This is a genomic window from Marinomonas sp. G8-14 (assembly GCF_055808935.1).
In genome coordinates this window covers 4464166-4488075 of the sequence record NZ_CM147891.1, presented here as the reverse complement: position 1 = coordinate 4488075, position 23910 = coordinate 4464166, and the positions used below count along the sequence as shown (strand labels likewise).

19 protein-coding genes and 1 pseudogene are annotated in these 23910 nt (G+C 43.0%); 3 read left to right on the top strand and 17 right to left on the bottom strand.

Features of this window, described 5'->3' with window-relative positions; translation table 11 throughout:
* Nucleotides 1-55: 55 nt before the first annotated feature.
* Complete coding sequence (locus AC0L6V_RS22945) at nucleotides 56-667, bottom strand: OmpW family outer membrane protein (protein ID WP_265220653.1); 612 nt, start codon at nucleotides 665-667, stop codon at nucleotides 56-58.
* A gap of 315 nt (nucleotides 668-982) precedes the next feature.
* On the opposite strand from AC0L6V_RS22945, the gene AC0L6V_RS22940 reads away from it, so the two are divergent.
* Nucleotides 983-1864 carry a carboxylate/amino acid/amine transporter gene (locus AC0L6V_RS22940; protein ID WP_265220652.1) on the top strand — a complete coding sequence of 294 codons (882 nt, stop codon included), beginning with the start codon at nucleotides 983-985 and terminating at the stop codon, nucleotides 1862-1864.
* Nucleotides 1865-1931: 67 nt separating this feature from the next.
* Here the strand turns inward: AC0L6V_RS22940 and AC0L6V_RS22935 are convergent, their stop codons facing one another.
* Complete coding sequence (locus AC0L6V_RS22935; protein WP_409419140.1) at nucleotides 1932-2657, bottom strand: YccT family protein; 726 nt, start codon at nucleotides 2655-2657, stop codon at nucleotides 1932-1934.
* Nucleotides 2658-3013: 356 nt separating this feature from the next.
* On the opposite strand from AC0L6V_RS22935, the gene AC0L6V_RS22930 reads away from it, so the two are divergent.
* Nucleotides 3014-3913: a GGDEF domain-containing protein gene (locus AC0L6V_RS22930; RefSeq protein ID WP_418138644.1), complete on the top strand. Its 900-nt coding sequence runs from the start codon at nucleotides 3014-3016 to the stop codon at nucleotides 3911-3913.
* Between the two features lie 16 nt (nucleotides 3914-3929).
* Here AC0L6V_RS22930 and AC0L6V_RS22925 read toward each other — a convergent pair whose 3' ends face one another.
* From AC0L6V_RS22925 to AC0L6V_RS22855, 15 genes and pseudogenes are all read right to left on the bottom strand, one after another.
* A complete protein-coding gene (locus tag AC0L6V_RS22925; RefSeq protein ID WP_265220648.1) occupies nucleotides 3930-4364 on the bottom strand; it encodes a GNAT family N-acetyltransferase in 435 nt (144 codons plus the stop codon).
* Between the two features lie 162 nt (nucleotides 4365-4526).
* Nucleotides 4527-4874, bottom strand: a complete 348-nt coding sequence (locus AC0L6V_RS22920; protein ID WP_418138643.1) for an MgtC/SapB family protein — start codon at nucleotides 4872-4874, stop codon at nucleotides 4527-4529.
* Nucleotides 4875-5038: 164 nt separating this feature from the next.
* A complete protein-coding gene (locus AC0L6V_RS22915; protein ID WP_265220646.1) occupies nucleotides 5039-7030 on the bottom strand; it encodes a cache domain-containing protein in 1992 nt (663 codons plus the stop codon).
* Nucleotides 7031-7226: 196 nt separating this feature from the next.
* Complete coding sequence (locus tag AC0L6V_RS22910; protein WP_418138642.1) at nucleotides 7227-8555, bottom strand: esterase-like activity of phytase family protein; 1329 nt, start codon at nucleotides 8553-8555, stop codon at nucleotides 7227-7229.
* Nucleotides 8556-8767: 212 nt separating this feature from the next.
* Complete coding sequence (locus AC0L6V_RS22905; RefSeq protein WP_265220644.1) at nucleotides 8768-9112, bottom strand: response regulator; 345 nt, start codon at nucleotides 9110-9112, stop codon at nucleotides 8768-8770.
* 23 nt (nucleotides 9113-9135) lie between these two features.
* The gene (locus AC0L6V_RS22900) at nucleotides 9136-10572 is read right to left on the bottom strand and encodes a sensor histidine kinase (RefSeq protein ID WP_265220643.1); all 1437 of its coding nucleotides are present in this window, start codon (nucleotides 10570-10572) and stop codon (nucleotides 9136-9138) included.
* Between the two features lie 180 nt (nucleotides 10573-10752).
* The gene (locus AC0L6V_RS22895) at nucleotides 10753-11361 is read right to left on the bottom strand and encodes a hypothetical protein (protein WP_418138641.1); all 609 of its coding nucleotides are present in this window, start codon (nucleotides 11359-11361) and stop codon (nucleotides 10753-10755) included.
* A gap of 31 nt (nucleotides 11362-11392) precedes the next feature.
* Nucleotides 11393-11815 (bottom strand): hypothetical protein, encoded by a 423-nt coding sequence (locus AC0L6V_RS22890; RefSeq protein ID WP_418138640.1) that lies wholly within the window; start codon nucleotides 11813-11815, stop codon nucleotides 11393-11395.
* Nucleotides 11816-11914: 99 nt separating this feature from the next.
* Nucleotides 11915-14428, bottom strand: coding sequence for a hypothetical protein (locus AC0L6V_RS22885; protein ID WP_265220640.1), 2514 nt, complete (start codon nucleotides 14426-14428; stop codon nucleotides 11915-11917).
* 48 nt (nucleotides 14429-14476) lie between these two features.
* Nucleotides 14477-15523 (bottom strand): toxin VasX, encoded by a 1047-nt coding sequence (locus AC0L6V_RS22880; RefSeq protein WP_265220639.1) that lies wholly within the window; start codon nucleotides 15521-15523, stop codon nucleotides 14477-14479.
* Nucleotides 15510-16430 (bottom strand): DUF4123 domain-containing protein, encoded by a 921-nt coding sequence (locus AC0L6V_RS22875; RefSeq protein ID WP_265220638.1) that lies wholly within the window; start codon nucleotides 16428-16430, stop codon nucleotides 15510-15512. The genes AC0L6V_RS22880 and AC0L6V_RS22875 overlap by 14 nt, the downstream gene beginning before the upstream one ends.
* Before the next feature lie 3 nt (nucleotides 16431-16433).
* Entirely contained in the window at nucleotides 16434-18572 is a 2139-nt protein-coding gene (locus AC0L6V_RS22870) for a type VI secretion system Vgr family protein (protein ID WP_418138639.1), read from the bottom strand.
* 80 nt (nucleotides 18573-18652) lie between these two features.
* Nucleotides 18653-19171, bottom strand: coding sequence for an Hcp family type VI secretion system effector (locus AC0L6V_RS22865; RefSeq protein ID WP_265220636.1), 519 nt, complete (start codon nucleotides 19169-19171; stop codon nucleotides 18653-18655).
* Between the two features lie 275 nt (nucleotides 19172-19446).
* Nucleotides 19447-21048 (bottom strand): isocitrate lyase, encoded by a 1602-nt coding sequence (locus tag AC0L6V_RS22860; RefSeq protein WP_265220635.1) that lies wholly within the window; start codon nucleotides 21046-21048, stop codon nucleotides 19447-19449.
* A gap of 61 nt (nucleotides 21049-21109) precedes the next feature.
* Nucleotides 21110-23282: pseudogene (locus AC0L6V_RS22855) on the bottom strand (malate synthase G).
* Between the two features lie 143 nt (nucleotides 23283-23425).
* Here AC0L6V_RS22855 and AC0L6V_RS22850 point away from each other — a divergent pair.
* On the top strand, nucleotides 23426-23896 hold the full coding sequence (locus AC0L6V_RS22850; protein WP_418138638.1) for a helix-turn-helix domain-containing protein: 471 nt from the start codon (nucleotides 23426-23428) through the stop codon (nucleotides 23894-23896).
* Nucleotides 23897-23910: the final 14 nt, after the last annotated feature.

Genomic DNA, 23910 nt, shown 5'->3' with positions numbered 1-23910 from the left:
AAAAGGCTTTGATCCGAAAATCAAAGCCTTCATTGTCATTAATCGCAGAACAATATTAAAAGGTGTAACCCACACTGCCCATAAAGGTGACTGGATCAATATCAGCATCAATGGTTCCAACGCTTGTGTGCACGTCAGTGTTAATATCCATGTACCAAAGCGATGCATTCGCAAACCAGTTTTCAGCAAAATTCACATCAACACCGACTTGAGCTGCCAAACCAAAAGAGTTATCAAGATTCACATCCGTACCAGCTAACGCCCCTTTGCCTTTTTCATCAAAGAAAACGGTATAATTCACGCCAGCGCCAACATAAGGACGAATTTGACTGTTCGCTTGAGCAAAATAATATTGCGCCATGAGAGAAGGCGGTAAATGAGAGACTTCGGCCACTTCTCCCAAACCTTTTGTCGATACTTTGTGAGTAAAAGGTGTAGCAGCTAATAGCTCAACACCAAATTGCTCCGTCAACATATAGGTCAAAGTCACTCCAACCTGAGTATCGTTATCAATCTTTAATTCACCTTTATTCAATACATTATCACTACTTTCATTCGGCATAACCACAGCAAGACCGCCACGAACAAAAATATCACCAGCATCATGGGCTAAAGCAACAGAGGAACAAAACGCAGAAACAAGGGCAATGGGAAGTATAGCTTTCATAATCGATTCCTTATTAGTCAAACAACATGTCTGTGACTAAAAGGTAACAGGATAAATATTTAAATTATTAACCTAGATCAAGGTTTTACTCCCTGGTCAGCCGCGATAAACACAGCATATCGATTAGATCAAGAAAAGATGAACTACCCCAATCAAATCACTTTCCACCCAACTGTGCATACAAAAAGACAAAATCAAAAAATAGATCACAAAAATAACACTAGTAAACCCATTGAAATATAAAAGTAAACTAATTTACCGTAGCTCAATTTATCGGTAAACTTTGCGAAATATTTTCTTATGGAAGAAATCTGCATGCCAATACTTATAGCCGTTACCTTACTTTGGGCTTTTTCATTTAGTTTAATTGGGGTTTATCTTGCTGGCCAAGTCGACGCTTGGTTCTCTGTTCTGATGCGAGTATCCCTTGCAACATTGGTCTTTTTACCTTTTTTAAAACTGCGTCAAATAGAAGCAAAAATCGCCCTAAAACTGATGATATGTGGCGCACTACAGCTTGGTATTATGTACGGCTTTTACTATCAATCTTTCTTGTATCTCTCCGTTCCAGAAGTGCTATTGTTCACTGTAATGACCCCCTTGTATGTCACACTTATCAACGACATGCTGGATAAACGCCTCAACATCGGCTTTGCCATCAGCGCATCATTGGCCATTCTTGGCGCTGTCGCGATCCGTTACCAAGGTGTGGACGAAGGCTTCATCAAAGGCTTAATTATAGTGCAGTGTGCCAACATGTGTTTTGCCGCAGGCCAAGTAGGCTATAAACGAATAATCGCAAAAGAGCGCCCAGACCTGCCACAACGCACGGTATTTGGTTGGTTTTTTATTGGTGCCTTGGCGGTGGTCATTCCATGTTATATCGCTATGGGCAACACAGAACAACTGCCTACAACGACGCTACAATGGAGTATTCTGATTTACCTTGGGATTGTGGCTTCTGGTTTAGGCTATTTTGCTTGGAACAAAGGGGCGACGATGGTGAACATAGGCACGTTGGCTGTGGCAAATAACTTGCTCATCCCAGCAGGCATAATTGTCAATGTGGTCTTCTGGAATCGCGATGCCGATATTTTTCGATTAGCCATCGGCGGCGGAATTATCTTGATGGCGCTTTGGGTCAATGACAAATTCAACCAAAAATTTACTAACGCAAAAACAGTAACAGCCAAATAACAATCCAATAAAAATGCCCAATAAACATTGGGCATTTTTATCCGCAAAGGAACTAGTTAACCATGTATTACTCTATCAACCATTTTTGAAAGGCTTTTTGGTCTTCTTGATTGGCTTTTTTAAACCAAAATTGTGACATGTCGAATTGAATACTGGATGCAGCAGGATTATATGCATCATCAGCAATCCAAATACGAATATCCTTACGAGTTGCATCATTGGATTGATTGTACCAGAATTTCATCATATCAAACGCAACATCTTGAGACATGGTAGTTGGAGCAGAGACAGGGCCAGTAGAGGATATGTCATGTGAAGCATTCTTCGCTGTTAAACGCTCAATCTCTTCCACATAATCACGTGTATTTTGAAAACCGGATTTCGTTGCTAAAATTTGGTGTTGATAATCAACTTCCTTGCCGCTTAGTTCATCATGAATGGTAAACTGTGGACTCTTGGCATTCGCCTCAGCTTGCTTTCGGGTCGATATATATGGCGCTTTTAACGTAAGATACGTATCTTTTTCAAACTGTAAGTCCAGTACAATTGGCTCAGACTGAAAGACTTGAGTATCACCACCACTGCGTAATAATTTATTAAAACGTACCACAATCTGGTGCTGACCTGCATCAAGGTCTACTTTAAAGTCACTGCCGAATCGGCCTGCACTTTCAAGGTCAACATACATGATCTCAAACGACCGAGGAACCTCAAATGTTGCCGCCATTAAAGGCGATGTCATTGATCCAAACAATACGGTAACAAACACCAAGATACGATTTTTTAAGAACATAGAACACCCCTTACAACACATAACAAAAAAGAAAAGAATTTAGCATATAGTTCCGTGTTCTTTGTTTAGTAAAATAGACATATAAGAAACTTGCTAGATTTTGTCTTTTTTCATACCCTAAAAAACTAACTGATCAGGAAGTTAGATAGGCTACGAGTTGTAAAATATAGTATTGAAGACTTACTAGCGGCTAAAAACAGGATAACACTCATAAAATTATGCCAAACAGTGCACAGACTCAGCTCAACCATACGCTGACCTTACGGATCATAGAGCTGTCAATATTAACCTTGGCATCCTCACTGGTTATCAGGCCACTCTTTGTTGACTTATCAGACATTTTTCTATGGTCAGCTGTGGTAAACCTCATCCTTACCTCTGTTTTTTATTTTGTCGTCAGAGCACATATTGTCCCGAAATGGGAGATAACCCTTTCACTTATTGTCGCTCTAATCATTATCATGCCAACTCTCGCCATTTCCGGCGGAGTAAATAGTCAAGTCGCCTATTTTTTACCACTTTATCCTATTTTAGCAGCGTTAATAGGTGGTGCCAGAGAGTCTATTGCGATCACGATCATTCTTGTAATTTGTACGCTATCAGCAACTGTATTTGGGCATCTTCTGACCGATCTGACAGAAGAGGTGTATTCAGCGGAAAAATCCTTTGATCGTGGTTTTTGGTTAACAGCAGCGATTATTTTTAGTGCATTTTTTGGTCATTTCTTCTTACGTAAATACGCAGAACTGACAACAAAATTGAATGAGGAAAATACTCAAGATCCTTTAACGGGTCTTTTAAATAGACGAGGGCTAAACATCTATTTCAGTATAGAACTTAAAAAATCACTATTCACGTCGTCACCGTTAAGCCTAATTTTGATCGATGTTGATTATTTCAAAAAAGTGAATGATATGTTCGGACATGATATTGGTGATATCTGTCTGATTGAGGTAGGTCAGTTACTCAAAAGAAATCTTAGAAACCAAGACATTATTGCTCGATTTGGTGGAGAAGAGTTCATCATCATCCTACCCAACACCAGTAAGGATGGCGCAGCACTGATTGCCGAAAATCTAAGAAACCTAGTATCAAAAGAAACCTTTAGTGATTTCAATCTGCCACTTACCATTACCTTAGGTGTGACTGAATATGAAAAACACAACGATAATGCATTAAATATGACAAAGCGAGCGGACAAAGCCTTATACAGAGGCAAAGAAAATGGACGAAACAGAGTCGAGCTATCAAAATAGTCCACATCCGCCAGTCTCAATCAAATTCATTATAAACATCCGGATTCCATTTCTGCATAAAGGTTTCAGGATAATTCAACGGTGTATACCCAAATTGCCCATACAAACCATGAGCATCACGTGTCGCCAATAGAATTCTGCGTAAACCTTGTAACGATGGGTAATCATGAATTTCCTGCATTAGCCACTTTGACAATCCTTTTCCACGATGTTCTTCATCAATAAATACATCGGCTAAGTAAGCAAACGTGGCTTGATCAGTAATCATTCTAGCAAAACCTATTTGCTTCCCTTCCTGAGAAAAAACGCCAAAACATAATGAGTTATCAAGCGCTCTTTTCAATGTTGTTTGAGGAATATTTTTAGCCCAATAGGTATTTGATATGTAATGATGAATAACATCAAAGTCCATCTCTTTATAATCCCAGCTAATGCGATAACCAGAAACCATTTTAGTCCTCCAATAACTCTTCAGTGTATTTACTCTCTATTACGCCATCGACTATATTTAGAATGTACCCCTCGAGTAAAAGCCGAAGAGTATACTTCTAAAATGTCCACGCCATATAAAATAGCCACCACAATAAAAGACAGTTTTATCGCCACATAAGAGTCAATAATAGCAATACACACACCTATTGCGGCTAGAGCCCCAGATGGTCGCTGCAGAAGTGACGCCAATCACAGAACCGTCTTTTGACAACATAACACCTGCCCCGAGAAAACCAATACCGGTAATCACCTGCCCTATAATTCGTGATGGATCCGTTATATCAACTGCAACCAACATAGAAGACGTAATAAACACATAGGTTCCGAGCACAATCAGTGCCGAAGTCCTTATACCTACAGGCTTTCCCCTAAGCTGCCGCTCTAAACCTACAATCGCACCGCAAAAAATGGCAGTTACAATCGCACTCCAGCGGTAAGGAGCAATGGAAAATAACAACTCTAAATTCATACAAGCTTTCTTAGGGCAGATGCCATGAGTGGAAGAATAAAACCTTATCAATAGGTTACTAAGTTTTTGCTATTAGTACAGTTTTTAATCAGAGATACGCACAGAAAAATAAAACACATATTAAAATAAAGACGTCTTCCATGACGTCATATGAATATTTTAGGCTAACAAGGCACAAGTACCCAAGCTATAATCGTATTCTCATAACCATCTTGACGTTTGTATTCTCGGTATCCGTTCGACATCGCAGCACCAATAAGATACACATTGCCATCGAATCTAATAGCAGTTGCTGTACTGCCATCTTGAAAGAGTTCAGTCAGGCTAATCTCAGGAAAAAAGACACTGCCAACAGCATGATCATCTGACGAACTTGCAATGACAAAGCCTTTATCTGTGGTGAACAAGGCTTTCGTACCTGCTTTTACAACACCGTTCTCTCTAGGCAAAATATCATTAAGAATGGCACGAAACTCTACCGTAGAATCGAATACGATACCGATACCACCAACCACCACATTGTTTTTTTCAGGGCTACGAATAGCGGCATTATAAATGTAAGTATGTGCACCACCATAACAATCAAAAGGCATGAATGGCGATACGCAGTAAGAGTAAATATCTTGCGAATGAAACACGCCCATTCCTGCAGAATTTGCCTCTATAGTCTGTCCAACTTGATGTTGATAAGTGTCATCTGAAAAAGCAAGATAACGCCCATTTTGATCATAAACGTATAAGTTATGATAAACAGTATACAAAGAGTGTATTTTCTCTAATGTCTGACGAATACGATTTTTATCAATCTCTGGTGTTGACAATGCCGTTTGTAACGACGTGCTCAACCCCCACCAGCGACAGTCATTTGCACGTTCATAAAGGTTACGATCCATAATATCTACTGCCAAGTTAGCTTGCAGAGCTATTGCGTTCAATTGACCTGAAATAATAGTAGAAAACAATGATTCAATAGAGTTCGCAAACACATTGTCTATGTCTCGACCAATCTTTTTGATGGCTTCTAATACCGGCACAAACTCTACTGCATCTTTGCGAGCCGCTGTGATAATGCCATTCAGAACAATCAACTCTAAATCATCATTAATAGAAATAGATTGGCGACGGATATCAAATAAATCTGCTGAAATAAGCCCAGCAAGATCAGCAACTAATGTTTGATGATCCTGTGTATCACTTACGCCCCTATCCATGTTTTCTAATACTAATAAAGACCCCATATGCCAATTTTCAGGTCCAGTATAACCTTGATAAGGTTGGCCTTTGGTCGTCACTTGCACACAGTCTTTATGATGAAACAGCACTACTTTTGGCACAGCGCTTATAGACAAATGCATCGGAAAATCCTGCTGGTAACGTTGTGGAGCAAACAGCACATCACCCGCACCATTTAAGAGCAGAAAGTGATTATCCTCCTGTTCAAATAAAAGATGATTGGTAATTTCTTCTAGCTCATTTTGAAAGCGAAAACACAAAACAATAACACCAACAACGCGTCCCTCATCTATTACCGCATTAGCATACAAAAGGTTTGATAGAGAACCCGCCATTAAAGACGTTTGCCCGAAATACTCCACATAGCGATCTGGATATGTAATCGCCTGCTGAATGAACGCATCCTGCACCTTGCCTCGTCGTGAAGGCTGGCTAAGCTGAAACACCACCTCCCCATCAAGCGTAATGAGAAACGCATCTTGATAAACTGAATAAATATCAACATAGGCTTGAAATCTCTGTCTTAAAAAAACGCCATCCTCTTCTTTTTTATCACTATTTTTTAAAAACTTGACAACATTATGGTCTGTAGCTAAAAAGCCAATATCAGCCGTTCGCTCAAAAAGGTTACGAATTAACACATCAATCGCCATCTGGCAGCGAGACAGATCTTGCATAATTACTTTTCGAGCATGCTCGTTTGTCAAACTTTCGATCAATCGCTTTTGCAAGATTTGGAACTGCCCAAGGGTATTATCCATATCCTCTAAAATTGTCGAGGCAACTTCAAAACTATTAATCTTGCCTATTAAGGCAATTTTTTCCCACCAAGTACCCAGTGATTTTAATGTTTGATCGTACTTATCCACCCCTTTGATAAAATGCTTAATGATTGATTGGTTTTTAACAAGGAACATGTCCACTAAAAATATCCTTGAAAGCATTGAAGATCGCCGTAAACAGCAATTAGCTTGCCAACACCAATACCACTGAAAAAAAGCAAAATAATAGTGAATGACACATAATAAGAGCCAATGAGTTAGGGAATAACTCTGCTTATTTAGGATATAAAAAAGGAATGCCCTTAGACATTCCTCTTTCGTCGTTTTGATAGATCGATCAATTCCCCATCAAATCTGCTTTAATAATGTAGAGACGATTCGAGTCAATTGTGCTTTGATCAAGGTGCTTTTGCTCCAACTTACCGTTAGTTGACCAAGTAGCAAAATCGTCATCGTTTAGTACCCCAAGATGATTGTTATCAATCACCCATAAACCTTCCATCTTATCGTGTGGATAAGCCACTTCCTTCACCATATCAACCACCAAGGTTTTGCTGACAGGTTTGATCCCTTTTGCCGCTAATGCATCCCAACCGTTTTTCTGTACATATTGCTCAAGGGTCAGCCCATCAATCATCAACCCATGACTTTCATCTTGCTTAATAGAAGAAGATAGAGACACTGTCGAAAGCGGTGTTCCCGTACTTAAATCAACACGATAAACCTGTTTTTGAGCATTCGGCTTAGCCTTTGATGTACCATCAGGACCTCCAAGTAAAAAACTTCCATCACGTTCTAACACCAAAAACTGGTTAGCCGTTAACGCAGAAATTTCAGAATTGGAATTCTCCGTTTTCTCTTGACGATACAGATACTGCTCAGTGCGGCCATTATTCAAATTCACCATGACAATACGAGTCAAATCGCCTTTATGCGCTGCTTTATCGGGGTTCGTCAATGTCGATTGCATAATGCCCACCAAGGTGGTTTCATCAGGTGTAATCGCTAAACCTTCCATGCCTCGATTAGCACGACGATGTTGAAATTCCGTAGGCAAATGAAACCTCACCCGACTATCGTCTTTAAAAGCATTAATACGGCCAATTTCGACGCCATTAGCATCAAAATGTACGATATGTGGACCATATTCATCACTCACCCAAAACGTACCGTCTTTAAGCGCAACCAAACCTTCGCCATCTAGGCCATAATCGTCCAATTTAATAGGGTTGGTCATTTTATCATACGGCTTGCTGTCGTCTTCTAACACCAACCTACCATCAGCATGATAAGGTGTTTCACCTGTACCACCCAACGCCGATGTATTGGGAAGGCCAGAAATCAAACTACCATCAGGTCGTTTTAATAGAATACTCTTGACCATGGTAATAGCACCGTTTGACGACACTTCAAATAAACCAATACGAGGCGTGTAATCGGCCACAGGAAAACTCTTTCCTTTACCATAATCACCACTGTAATCTGCATTTGGACCGCGATCGGTTAACGCATAAAACTGATTCGCTTGATTTGGATTCCCTATCATTGCCGATCCAAAACCACCATTGCGAATTTTAAATGGCTGATTGGTTTTTGCATCCACAAGATCGTTACGCAATACCGAATAGGGTAATGGGACTCCCTTGCTTCGGAAAGTTCGCCACAAAGTCAGAATTTTTTATTGTCGAACCATTGCTTGTACAACCAGATAAAACACACACAGAAATCAAACTTGCTAACCAGATTTTATCCATCATCGTTTGCCTTTTTAATATGCTCGCACATATAGATTATTGAAATTGTTTCTAAAGCATAAAAGACGGCCGTGACGATTTGATGAATTCTAAATGACAATTAAATTCTGAAATTATTTCTACGTTAAAGACTTCCTTCTTTTCGAATTTTAGTAACCATAGCTTCTAAATCTTCAAACAAAAAAGGTTTGCTTAAAAATGCGTTCATGCCAGCATCAAGACATTTTTGTTTTATGCTAGCCTCAACATGAGCAGTGAGAGCAACTATCGGTGTTTGCTTTAAGTGTCTGTCTCTTTCTATCTGTCGAATAGCTGACGTTGCTAAAAATCCGTCCATTTCTGGCATATTACAATCCATGAAAATAACATCATAAGGTTGGGCACTATTAAACCTTTCCAGTGCCATTATGCCTGTTTCTGCACAGTCAACGGAGCATCCTAATTTTAGAAAGAATTGCTCGCAGAGCATTTGGTTCACCTTGTTATCTTCAACTAAAAGAATGTGTAAATCTGATTGTAGGTCAGGCTTCCCCCTATTTTTGTTGATGACTTAAACGATTTTTGTTGCATCGTTTGTGCAATCAAAGTAAACGGAAGCTCAATGGTAAAAACACTTCCCACCCCCAATTCACTTTCAACCGAAATAGTCCCCTCCATAAGCTCGACTAAGCGTTGAGTAATACTCAGCCCCAGCCCTGAACCGCGAATATTGGGATTAAAATGGTTAACTTGATAGAATTGCTCGAAAATTTTACCTTGGTCTTCAGATGAAATACCAATACCGCTATCTCTAATAACAAACGACAAGATCAGTGTATTTTCGGCATGACTTTTCTTAGAAGAAACCTCAATAGATATTTCCCCTTCATGGGTAAATTTAAGAGCATTTCCGATGAGGTTATAAAGAATTTGATGTAGCAGATATGGATCGCCTTGTACTAATTCAGGTATATCACCAAACGTACAGAGAAAATTTATTGGCTTTATATCAAACTGCGGGGACAGAAGTAATACAACTTCATTTACGACATTACGTGGACTAAACTCGATTTTTTCTAATTTTAGTTGCTCTGCATTGATTTTAGAGTAATCTAAAATATTATTAATAATATGCATTAATGTTCGGCCAGCATTATTAATGACCGTCACTTGCTGTTTCTGCTGCTCATTAAGATCTCCCATAGATAACAATTGAGCCATTCCCAAAACACCATTCATTGGCGTTCGTATCTCATGGGTCATCGCGGCCAAAAAATTCGCTTTAGCCTGACCAGCCAACTCAGCAGCTATCTTGGCTTTTTCTAGTTCTTCCGCCTGCTCTGACAGTTTTAAATTATCATTCAGTGCCTGCCAATAAATGCGATTTTGTTGCTTCCCTGTTAGAAAAATAAATAACCCATAACCTAATATTAAACCGGTAACAATAAAATTACCTGGATTATCCAAAAGCAAGCCCGCTGCTAAGGCAAATGGCCAACAGATTAAGACAAAATAACTGCGCATTATCTTATAAGAAGGGGCCAATACGGTAACACCACCAATACTAATACCCGCCGCCGCCATCATATTGATTGACACCGCTAAATCGACCATTGGGTTAACATAAAATAACCAAGCGGATCCACTCACCCAAACAATAGCAGAAGCATTATAAACAAATGCATAACGAGAAAAATATGAAGAAATATCCATAGCATTAGATGAAGAAACGCTAAAAAACAACACTAAACGATAAATTTGTAACAGCAAAAAACAGAAAGAAAAAGCACCAATAATCTCCAAGTGTGCTCGTGCTGCCGTGGAGCTAAAAACCGCAGCCCAAAAGGCCAGCAAATAAAATACTCCACCAAACCTGGAGCGTTGAGCTAAATCCTTTAAGCTAATATGGTTGACTTGCTTATCACTAAGCATATAGCGTGAATGATTCAAACATGCTCTCTTAATATCTAGGCATAAGACTATCAGCGAAAATCAACTGATTTATCTGCTAGATAGTAGAGTATTTTAGAAATATTGAACACTAGAGAAAAAAACCAGCAGGGGGAAACTGCTGGTTTTTTGTTATCAATACACTTTGACGCTTATTTCATTAACCACCGAGTCCATTGGCTACTTCTTCTTATTACGATTGTGTTTTTTGCTTACAGTGGAGTTAGGGCCTTTGAAGATATCGATTGGCTTGCCTGTCGCTGGGGTGTTTTTCTGAGCCTTTTCGATCTCGTCCATTTTTTGCTTAAACTCTTCGTCTGTCATATCGCGCCAGTATCTTGGGTTGCGGTTATGCTCTTTGTCGTACGCGATGGTGGTTGGGTCACGTTGACGAGCTGGCTCTAGTACTAAAATATCTGGCAGCGGTTGGCTGATGTCCATGTAGCGCTGCACCATATTCCAAAAACGAAGGTATTCAATCACTTTATGATTGGCGCCCATGGAACCGCTAATCGGCACGCCTACAGAATAATCACGGTAACGATGAATTAAAGTTAACGAGTAATTTAAAAAGCCTTGCTGAGTCGGTGACGACATCAATACACAATCAAACTCAATAAAGGGATGAGTAAAATAAGGCTTATTCTTTTTAAACAAAGTCACCATACCCGTCGTGCGGTTTAACTCAAACACTCGCTTAGACCGTAAAAAAGGTGCAACAAAAAAATAACCCGCATTCAACAGAAGAAAATGAACATAAATGAGTAAACAAGGCAAGGTCGCGTACAAAGTAACTTCCGAAAAAGCTTCTGAAGGGCCTTCATTCCAGCCCCCCTAACCACCACATTAGTAGAAAAATGACATACAACAAAGGCAACAAGCCCATTAAACACATCTTGGCGATGCCAACTATTAAAAAATATAATTGGGACCAGCCACTTAAAGATTCTCCATTAAGACTTATTTCATTCCAGTAACTCTGTTTTGAACTTTTTCCTCCTTCTGTCATCTTAGAGGGTGTCATATCGTCCAGACCATAGACGGTGATGCTGTCCGTGGTGTGGCTGAACGAAAAAGGTTTGCCGCTAGTCATCATGCGGCGTAAAAAGCCCTTTTCTTGGCGTGGCTTCTGAGCAGGAAAATTCTGTGAGTTATAAGCCGTGTCTTGATATTGGCTGATGGTATTCTCCGATTCTGTTTGCGAGTCGTTTTGTTTTTTGGTGGTGGCGTTAACAAAAGCCATGTATTTGATCCTTTACTGTTTAGCGCTTATGGCGCAAATTCGTTCACTCTTAGAGCGAGCTGCTTGTGGCTCTAAGAAGTCGTATCTATTTCAATTCTGTCAGGTTTGTTGACTCGGCGTCATGGTAACGGCTTGATTGATCCAAGATGTTTCATCCTCCGTAAAACGCGGCGGATCAAATACCTCGTCCTCAAAAGTGACTTTATCCAATGCTGGCATGGGAAACACTTCATCGCCAATGTGTAATCTCACTCTTGCAATAAAGGCTTTTGAATAAGTGTAAGTATGATGCTTTCCGCCAAACCAAGCACTTTCACTATGGGCTTGAGGTAAAGCAACATCGTGTTTTACAAAATAAACGGTGCCATCCGAGCCATCCGATTGTGCGAGAATCGGTAATGCTCGATTGCCTAACGGTTTGACTTCCTCGTCATGGGAAATAGCGGCGGTTCGAGAAGAGCGGGTTTCAATTTTCTCCAAAGCCGCAGGACGAACATAAAAATCGATACGGGCGTTGTCCTCCCCCATGAGCGCAGCGAGGTTACTGCTCACTTGTATCGCATGGGTGACGCCTTTAGACTGCATGGCGACATTAAAGTCCTCTGGTAAGCCTGTTTGAATACCATATGGATAGGCTTTTATTTCCACAGAGAATAGGCAATTCACAAAGCGCTCGAACGCGACTTTATTATCTTGCAGATGGGCGTATTGTTCACCTGGATCCTCTGCAAAGGGGCCATTTTTTAACCACTCTTCAATAGGTGTGTCTAAGAACAACATATATAAGAGTGCCCCCGAGACCGCAATACCAATGCCTAACCAAGCAATCGGCCCCATCCCGAATAAAATAGGCGCACCAGTGGTAAATAAGCCCGTAGCAAGGGTAGACATTGTTGTCCCCACAGCAACCATCGCCATCGCCATACTGGCATCGTCGTCATTCTTAGCTGACAAGCGAATCGCCTCCCAACCCGCCATACCTGCGGTCAGTAAGCCACCAACAAGCCCCGCCACGGCTAAACGGCTCAGACTGCCAACCAATTTAGCACTATTAGTAAAATAGTTAATAAAGGACGCAACTTTACCGGATACCTTAACCATCTCCTTATTCGCTGCGCGAGTTAACCAAGAAGCATTTTGTCCATGCAAATTCGCCGCATGGGTCACCGCCACGCTCAAGTCAAGAGAAGCACTTGCTATGTTTAAACCAGAATAAAGCCATCCGTTTTCCTTAAATGTAGTCAGGTGCTTAAGATTTAACACCAAATTCACGGTTTCAATAGCAACAATCCAGTACGGGATTCGTATGCGCTCGTAGGCGTTGCTGCTGTTAATCTCAGTATTGTTCATGTTCCGCAAAGCACGCTGGGTATTGGCTTGGTTATAGGCTTGTGCCATGTTGCTGTCTTCTGGCAACACCACCACTTTTAGATTACCACGCTCCGCTAAGTTGGCCTTGTCCGCGTTATTAAAGGGCTTTTTATTAGATGCCACCACTAAGCGGCCATTTTCTTCACGCAATTGACCTTGTAGCCCTTTACGTCTTTTGTTTTTAATGTGCTCTCTATCATCGGCACTCAGGCCAAATTTCAACCCTTGACCATGCACACCCACTACATAGCCCTTGGTTTGCGCTCCTTGGGCTGAGGTGAACAACATTTTCCCAAGATAGGTCGGATTCGTTGCCTTCGTTAATGCCAATACGGATGCATAGGCTTGGTTAAATTGAATAACTTTGGCTTCTGAAGCCACATCTTTTATAGACATCAGAGCTTCGTAGTAACCCTTTAGAATATTATCTAGAATGCTGCTTACACGCCTTGCTTGAGAAAATGCATCCTGTGCTTTATCTGACAAAGAAGCAGCCACGTTACTCTTGGTAATAAACACGAGATCAATGACTTCCAGCTGGTCATCTTCGAGCACAAAGTCGTTAAGGCTCCATTGTGCTAGGCTTTGAGGGGTGGCAAAGCCGGAACCATCATTTAAAGCTTCTGGAGACGTATATTCAGAGTCTAAGGGAACAGCTCCTTCTTCAACAAATAGCACTTTACAAAGAGGATGGCTACTGGAGGATAAGACATTTCTGAGGGTGGCATGACAGTCTTCTACACTCAGGCTATTTATCTGATTTAGCGGTTGATCAGACGGCAAGTAGTCATGTATGTACTGGTATTTCGAAAAGGCGTCAATTTTGTCGATGTTAATACTCAATGCGCTCATAGCATGACCGACGATCTTATGTGCACCTGCTGAATTAAGGCCATTTAGTGAAGATATATCACGTAATACATCGGCCGTACGTTGACTATTAAGTACTTGATCCAAGTGATATTGCAGTTCTTTGATGTCACGGTTGGCAATCAAGCGTTCTCGTGTACGCAATGTTCGATGAAAACATCCGCTTAAATCACGGCTGACATCATCGTTGAATTTATAAAGCGGATTCTCTTTTTCACCAAACCGTTCTGTCATGATCATTTGTTGTGTCAGTTCGGCGGTCTGATAATACTCTTGTTGGCTCATATTCACATACAGTTGCTGCATGTACGCCGCACCAGAAAGCACCATAAAGGCACGCTGTTTTAAATCAAATATAGGATCATCGAGCACTAAGGTTCTTAGCTGGCGAGCTTTGGCATCACTCAGATAATCTAAGCTTTATGACGCTTCCCAAGTTATATCTAGATCATTGTCATTGGTGATCAGAGACTTCAACGCCGTTTCTTTCATACCGTATTCGTACTGGAACGCACTTCGGTGCATCAGGGCTTCGAATTGTTCATCATCATTGTTATTGGCATTTTCTATGCCATTTTTGATGTCTGTATATTGTTGATTTAGCCAACTTCCGCTTAGGTCACGGTTAAACTTAAGTGGCTCACCAATATGCCATTCAATGTCCGCGCGAGCTCGCATTTCAGGTAAGTCGCTCGCAAGTAGAACACAAGCCTCTTTTTGTCTATGGCTGGGTGGATTATCAGCGCCTCTTAACTCGTGTAAGGATTGCGCGCGTTTCTGCAGCTCTGCTACATTATTTTCAAAATAATTTAAACGCTCGCCGCTCCATGGCACCTCTGAATAGGCAAGGTAGACAAGCGTGTCTTGGTTGTTGTCTTTTACTGGTAGCCAAATATCTTTTAGGGGGTTACCCACCGCCTCTCGTTTGTCTGACGAAAAAGTCTCGTTTTCACCGGTACGATAGGCAGACAAGTCCACGTCGAAGAACTGCACACCTTCGCTATCAGAGGCATGTATTTCCAGTTCCCGCCATGCTTTATTGTTATAAAACACGTAGAAGTAGCCATTACGTGAAGGAGCGTAGCGTTCATTATCTTGTAAGTGAGGATTATAAGTAGGCAGCAGCGTCAATGGCACCACCGCATGCATTAAGTAATCCTGCTCGCCATCCACACGCTCTTTGGGCTGAACATCATTAAATAACGGCAAAAGGATATCACCCTGCTGCCCTGCTATCGCTAAGCAAGCATCCACGGGAGATGCGTTTTGCTGCCATGGCCAGCTGTTAATCGTCGTATTCACCAATGGCATAGAGACCAGCTGACCTTCAATATCTTCTTTGCGGCTCGCGTCTTGCGCATCATAAAACTGAAAACGGCAGCTTGCATCATGCTGCACCCCAGTGACTTCGATAAATACTTTAGTGCCATCACAGGCAGGGCCTGAGCCTATTTTATCCGTTGGCATACGATTCATCCTTTTTAATCAGCATTTCTATATGATGTAATTTTTGAGCTTCATTCAATGACTGAATAGCTTTTATATCAAGGCGCTCAAACAAACTGGCAGCCACCTTTTCAGCACTATAATGCTCTTGATCACATGGGCTATTTTGCGCTCGACATAAAGTAAGGTATTGATAAATATTGTCTAGATCAGCAAAACCCAGTGTCTCTGCCTCATTGAAGTAGCGTCGATATTGAGTCCATATATGGCTATCTTTTAGATCTAACGAAACATTCGTGAAGTATGTTGTTAACGCTCTATCAATATTCAGCAGCTTAAAAGCCGCTTCTTGTGACGGCGTTATCACCCATGATGGCGTATGAGCTTCTGCTTTATCTGAATGATTTTGAACTTTGCACCATAATCCTTGGTTGGGTGAATTTTCTGCGCCATACCAGCAAACTTGTTTAATCATTCCAAGCCATGATTCTGTGTTGGTACGCAACTCCGTTTCACCAAAAAAATAGTTTGCTACGTTGGGGTTGGAATAGTGCAAAATGCCTTTTCTTCCTGAGGAAAAAGACACAAACAAACGCTGGCGTAAATGAGCCAGTAACGCTTCAAAGCTGGTCTCTTCAGTCACCGCAATTAAAACGCCTGTCCAACCTTTTTTTGTGAGTGCATTCTGCTCGTATTGTTGAAGCAAATGATCTCCTTCACGTACCCGAATAACATAAGGACTAACATCAAGGAATGTGGAAAGATCGGAATCAAGGTACAAAGCTGCACTTTCTACACTGTTGCTGTGGGTATAAATATCAGCACTTAATGTTGGTGTACTAGCAGGAACACTGTTAGCAATTAGGTAATACTGTAAGCCAGCCTCAAATGAATCCGAATGTAGATTTAACGTATCTGATGTAATCATCGGTTAATTATTCCCACAAGGACAATCACCTAAAGGACAGGTTCCGTCGGCTCTCTTTTGACACACTTCGGTGACTAGTTCATTTTGCAACTGATCCGATATCAATTGATGTTTTAATGCTGCAGTTGCCACTATTGGCGCTTCATTGCCCTCTGGCGCCTCAAGGTTGGCATCGTATTCCGGTGACACAACACTGAGCGGTAGTTCGGGTACTGCCCCACTAAATCCACTGCCAGAACCCGCACCACCGCCTGAGTTTAGGTTGATGGCAGAACCGACTAGATGAACCCCTGAACCATCAATTTTTAGGAAGCTTCCCCCGCCATTAAGGTGAGGCTCAGCCCCTGCGTTAACCACCAATTTCACACCGCTGCTTAGGTGAATCTCGTTCCCAGCATCGAGCACCGCTTTCGAACCTACTTTCTGTTGTAAGCTTCCGTCCACCATAAGTGTGTGATCTTTATCTATCTTGTGGCGACTTTCGCCTTTGATGATCAGGTGGTCGTTGCCTGTGCCGTTTTCACCGCCGATTTGGGTGAAGCGGTCGTTGTCGATTTGTCTGTGTTGGTCGTGACCGATGTGAGTAATGCTGTCGTTGAGGACATCGGTTTCGTGGTCTTTTTGCGCGTGTACATAGACTTTTTCGTTGTCGACTTGGTCTTCGAAGCTAATCTCGTTAAAGCCTTCCCCTTGGTGGGTGTCGCTGCGCCACACGGTTTTGGTTTTATTGTCCGGCAATAAATACGGTGGGGTGTTTTTGGCGTTAAAGGTGCGGCCAGTGACGATCGGTTGATCTGGGTCGCTGTTTAAAAAACTGACGATGACTTCGCTGCCGATTCGTGGGATGGCCATCATGCCATGTTGGTTACCGGCCCAGCCTTGGGAGACACGCACCCAGCAGGAACTGTGATCATTCGCTTCGCTGTATCTGTCCCATGGGAAGTGCAGTTTGACGCGTCCGTGTTCGTCACAGAAAATTTCTTCCCCTTCAGGGCCAACAACCGTGGCCATCATGGGGCCGTCGACACTCGGTTTGGGTTGTGGTGTCGCTTGCCAGTTGGTAGTGGCAGGAATAAAGGTAAAGCGATTGTTGTAGGTGGTGCTGCCCGTTTGGCCTTCTTCTTCCAAGACTTGCGGCTGGGTGCCGTGGTGTTCGACCCAGACCGGCAGCCACTCTTGGTTGATGGTGTCTTCGTTGTGCCCTTCGATGGTGATTTTCATGCCAGCTTGGATGCCTGCGTGGTTACTTTTTCCCACGAGAGTGCGAGCACTACGGCGCAGGTATTCTAGGCGTATGCGAGAAAAGGCTTTGCCTGTCACGTCGTCTTTGAAACGCCCCGGGGCATCGAAGTGTTCGTAACTGGGCAGCTGGTAATCCATGTTCTCGCCCTCTTGCTGGTGCAAGAAGCGGTAATCGGGCTTTTTGAAGCTGTAGTCTTTCAGTGTGCTTTGGCTTGGTAAGCTTTGTGTGTGGTGCGTCAAAGTGGAGATGTAAAGATCGTCTGAGCCACCACCGGATAATACATTGTACGGGATTTTTTCTGGGTACTTAGGTAAAAACTGGCTTTGATCAGCAAAGTGCAGCAGGTGTTTGCCTTCTTCGTGGGTGAAGTAATAGACCCAGCCTTCTTCGGCGGCCAATCGATGTAAAAAGTCTAAGTCGGTTTCACGGTATTGAACACAAAACTCGCGCTCTAGGGGCGTTCTTTGGGTGGTGAAAAGGTGTTCTGTGATGCCCATCTCATCCAACAGTTGGGTGATGATGGCTTGGGCGGTTTTCTTTTGAAAAATACGGCTGTTGTGACGTAAAGACAAACGTTCCAGTGCAGGAACGAGGGTTAAGCCGTAGTAGGTAAAGTTGTGCCCAGTGTCGCCTTTTTCAAACTGACGCACAATGCCGTGCACACGTTGTACTAATTCGCCATTGCGAAACAGGCGTAGCTCGGCGTTTTTATCGACGATGGTGTCGGCAGACAGGTCCGATTGACGACTGGCAAGAGACAATTGATAACGGAAGCCATAACAAGGCGAACCATCTTTCAGCAGAGAATCAGAGATCGATTCATGCCCTTGGTATTCTCGAACGACGAGGGTATCTTCTTCTATTCCGTCGAGTGCCAATGTAAACGTCAATGTAGCCATACCAGTTTCCTTTGTTATGACGGTCTAAAAATACGCAAAAAGGCCGCCTGAGTGAACAGGCGGCCCGTACCAATACAAGCTTACGCTTCGATTGGCTTACTCCAGTCGTCAGAACCAGACGTACCAGAGTTGATGTGATCCCAAGTGATCTTACGGTAAGCCATAGAGACCGTTAGGTTTTGTGTAAAGTTCCCCATTGTTGGGTCTTGGCAGTGTGGCATTTCGCAATGAATGTCCACGATAACCGCGCCTTCAAGCGCCGTTACGAAGAAGTTTTCTTGCTTGCCTTCCGCAGAGGTGCGGTACCATTTCAATTCCACTTTTGGCAGTTTTTCACCAGACGACAACGCGTTGTAAAGCAGTGGAACCGCTTTGTTCAGAGCAACGGTGAATTTGAATGGTTTGTGAACGCGCTGACCAGATGGGTTACCAGACTGAGGGTTGGTTGGCACCGTTACGTTGTGGTCGAACTTTTGCACCAGCATTTCGTCGTCATGGCCTTCCAAGCCCACGTCACCGATAGAATCAACAGACATAGCGCCCGCAGTGATCAGACCCTGAGATTCACCTTCGATAGAGATATAACATGGCGTTGGCATAATAAAATTCCTTATTCGTAAAATAGTAAAAACGTGTTCTTGAACACTCTATCCAGAAGAGCAATATAGATGCCAAAGAAAAATACCCAATACTTTCAAAGACTTAAATAAAGTCGAAGCCACCAGCGAGCAAGACTTTGCTTAGGGTTGGGCAAAAAACCGCTCAGCGAGCAAGAGTTTGCTAGATGAAGAACAAGCCCCTCTAATAAAAAAACCAGCAGGGGGAAACTGCTGGTTTTTTGTTATCAATACACTCTGACGCTTATTTCATTTCATCAGACTGCAAATTGATTCATGGTGTTGTCTTTACCTGATGCTTTTAATGCTTGCTCACCAGAGAAGTACTCTTTGTGGTCATCTCCTATATTAGAACCAGACATGTCTTGGTGTTTCACGCAGGCTAATCCTTGGCGGATTTCTTTACGCTGCACTTCTCTCACGTAGCCTAACATGCCCAGTTCACCGAAGTAGTCTTTTGCCAAGTTGTCTGTAGACAAGGCGGCTGTATGGTACGTCGGCAAGGTTATTAAATGATGGAAGATTCCTGCCTGTGCGGCGGCATCTTTTTGGAAGCGGCGAATACGCTCGTCGGCTTCCTCGGCTAACATGCTGCCATCGTAATCTTGTGACATCAGTTTCTCACGTTGGTACTGGCTAACGTCTTGCCCTTCTTCCAACCACGCATCAAACACTTGCTGACGGAAGTTCAACGTCCAGTTAAAAGACGGACTGTTGTTGTAAACCAATTTGGCATTAGGCATAACGTCACAAATACGATTCACAATGGCAGCAATTTGACCAATGTGTGGTTTCTCCGTTTCAATCCACAATAGATCCGCGCCATTTTGCAAAGAGGTGATGCAATCCAACACCACACGATCTTCACCTGTATTCGGTTTAAAGCGCACCAAACCATTCGGCAAACGCGTGGGTTTGATTAAACGATTTCCTAGTTTGATCGCCATATCACCAGATTTCATTTGCTCTAGTGAGGTCACTTCTTCACCGTCAATAAAGGCATTGTATTGCTCAGCTAAATCACCAGATGTTTGTGACACTGGAATTTTTTGCGTTAAACCCGCGCCCAAAGAGTCAGTACGAGCCACGATCACACCATCGTCCACGCCCAACTCCAAGAATGCATAACGCACAGCGTTAATTTTCGCCAAGAAATCTTCGTGAGGTACGGTTACCTTACCATCTTGGTGTCCACACTGTTTGGCATCAGACACTTGGTTCTCGATCTGGATACAACAAGCGCCCGCTTCGATCATTTTCTTCGCTAGCAAATAGGTCGCCTCTTCGTTACCAAAGCCCGCATCGATATCCGCAATAATCGGCACAACGTGCGTTTCAAAGTTATCGACTTTTTGCTGCGCCGCTTGCTCACGTACTTGATCTCCGACGGCTCTCGCGTCATCCATTTCTTTGAAAAGATGCTGCAACTCACGGGCATCAGCTTGTTTTAAGAAAGTATAGAGTTCTTCAATCAACGCTGGCACAGACGTTTTTTCATGCATAGATTGATCCGGCAAAGGGCCAAACTCAGAACGCATCGCAGCGACCATCCAGCCTGACAAGTACAAGTAGCGGCTGCGCGTGGTGCCAAAATGCTTCTTAATAGAAATCATTTTTTGTTGGCCGATAAAGCCGTGCCAGCAACCTAAAGACTGAGTGTAGTTCGCTGGGTCTTTGTCGTAGCTTGCCATGTCTTCACGCATGATCTTAGCCGTGTATTTGGCGATGTCTAACCCTGTATTGAAACGGTTTTGCAATTGCATTCTAACCACTGATTCTGGGTTCATCGCCGCCCAAGTTGGTCCTTGAGAATGAATCGTTTGGCTAGCTTGTTGCGTTTTATTTTTGTAAGTATGCATCGTTTTTCTCGCTCTTTAGGTTGTTTAAATGGGAACAGATTCTTTAATTATTAATTCGTTTTCAGTGAGTTTCCTTCACCTGCATTCGATAAGCATGAAGCAAGGGACTCGGTGTAGCCGTTCGGTTGAATCACGCCTTTAAAAATCAAATCCTGCGCGGCTTTAAACGCTAGACTCTTGGCATTTTGTGCCATCGGACGATATCCTTCCGTCGCTGTGTTTTGCTTATCTACCACCCGCGCCATACGCTGCATCACCTCATCAATTTGTTCTTTGCTACAAACTCCATGAAGCAACCAGTTCGCCAAATGCTGGCTGGAAATTCGCAGCGTCGCACGGTCTTCCATCAAGCCCACGTTGTTAATATCTGGTACTTTCGAACAACCGACACCCGCTTCAACCCAGCGCACTACGTAACCCAATAGCCCTTGAACGTTGTTTTCAATTTCCCGCTCAATCACTTGGTCCGACAAGGTCAAATTGCTTGGAATCGTCGGAATGGTCAGTAAATCCGTTAGATTCGCTTTCTGGCGATGTTTTATGCGATCTTGCACTTCAAACACATTCACTTGGTGATAATGCAAAGCATGCAATGTCGCCGCCGTTGGCGAAGGCACCCAAGCCGTATTGGCGCCGGCTTTTGGATGGGCAATTTTGGTTGCCATCATGGCCGCCATTTCATCCGGCATCGCCCACATACCCTTACCGATCTGTGCCTTGCCCGGTAAACCACATTGCAAACCTATGTCGACGTTGCGGTTTTCATAGGCCTGAATCCAAGGTTGAGTTTTGATCTGATCTTTCGGCAAGAACGGCCCTGCTTGCATGCTGGTATGAATCTCATCGCCAGTACGATCCAAAAAGCCGGTATTGATGAAAAACACCCGAGATTTCGCCTGGCGAATACACTCTTTCAAATTCAAGGTCGTGCGACGCTCTTCATCCATAATGCCGATCTTGATGGTGTTTTCTGGTAAGCTAAGCATCTGCTCAACTCGACCAAACAACTTACAGCTAAACGCCACTTCTTCAGGGCCATGCATCTTAGGTTTCACCACGTAAATGCTGCTGGTTCTACTGTTACGAATGCCCTTACTACGTTGCAAATCCAAGGCACCGATCAACACAGTAACTACCGCATCCATAATGCCTTCGGGAACAAAGTTACCCAGCTCATCTTGCATCAAGTCGCATTCCATCAAGTGACCCACATTGCGAATCAACAACAAAGAACGGCCATGTAGACGGTATTCTTGGTTGTCTAAATCCGTAAAAATACGATCAGGGTTCATGCGGCGCGTTTGCATCTGTCCATCTTTACTAAAGCTGGCTTCCAGCGTGCCTTGCATCAGTCCTAGCCAGTTGCGGTAAACCTCAATTTTGTCTTCCGCATCCACCGCTGCCACTGAATCTTCACTATCCATAATGGTGCTTAGAGCTGATTCGATAAGAATGTCATTGATATTGGCTGGGTCTTTCACACCGTTTTTGCCGTTACGGTCAAACTGGATTTCTACGTGCAACCCATTGTTTTTTAGCAAAATGGCTTCTGGCTCACTGCGCTGACCATTTACCGCCACCAGCTGACAAGGTTGTTTTAAGCCGATTTGGCTGCCGTCTTGAAAAAAGGCCAACAAATGATGGTAATAAACCACGTAGCTGATCACGTCTTTGTGAGAACCAGACTCCAGCGGAAACACGTCGTCTAAAAAGTCTTTGGCTTTGGCAATCACCACTTCGCCACGAGCTGGGTTGTAGCCTTTACCTGTCTCAAGCCCCTGTGTTTTCGCAATGACATCCGTACCGTAAAAAGCGTCGTACAAACTGCCCCAACGTGCATTGGCGGCATTCAATGCAAAACGTGCGTTCTTAACTGGCACAACCAATTGAGGTCCAGCCAAATGAGCAATCTCTTCATCGACATTCGCGGTGGTAATGGTGAAATCGTCACCCTCTTCAACCAAGTAACCGATCTCACGCAAGAAGGCCTCATAGGCTTTTGTGTCCATGGCTTGGTCTTTATGATCCAAATGCCATTGATCAATTTGTTGCTGCATCTGATCACGAGTCGCCAAAAGTTGACGATTAATTGGTGACAGATCGGCAATCAACTGTTCAAGGTCGCGCCAGAATTTTGTCGGTTTGATAGCGTGAAGCGGCAGCACTTCCTCATTAATGAAGTGGCAAAACCCTGGATGAAGCACACTGTTATTTCTTGCTTGGGGCATATTCATCTCGCTTTCCTTCTTTCTCTTATCGTTCTGATTCTTAGGGTTAGCAATGCATTTGATCTCTCTTACGATTGCTTGATTTATAGTCTATGCCCGACTAAGATAAAATTTCACAATAAGAATTACACAGTGTAAATTTTACAAAAATGAAAAATAAAAATAGCCTCAATCGTAAAGCCCATTTTTTGGGTACTAAGATCCGCAACCTGCGTAAACGCAACCGTTTGACCATGGAAGATCTGTCGGCGCGCTGCATAAAAGTGGACGCAGAATCGGCCCCATCGGTGTCTTATTTATCCATGATAGAAAGGGGGAAACGCATCCCCAGTGAAGACGTATTGGAAGTCATCGCCAGCGTTTTTCAAAAAGAGGTTGAATGGTTTTTGGATGATGTTCCAGAAGAAGACGCCATTACGCCAACGAAAGGGTCTGGTGGTGGCATCAATGGTATGGCATTAGAGCCAAACTTTTTGTTCTCCAAAGAAATACTGCAAATTGCCATTCCTGAAATGCTTTCCCAAACCGGTACCAGCGGTCGCCAATTTGCGCATTTGTTGATTCGAGTTTCACCAGGAACATCATCAAAATCATTTCCCCGATTTAGAGCGCGCTGCTGAAGAAGTTGGTCTCA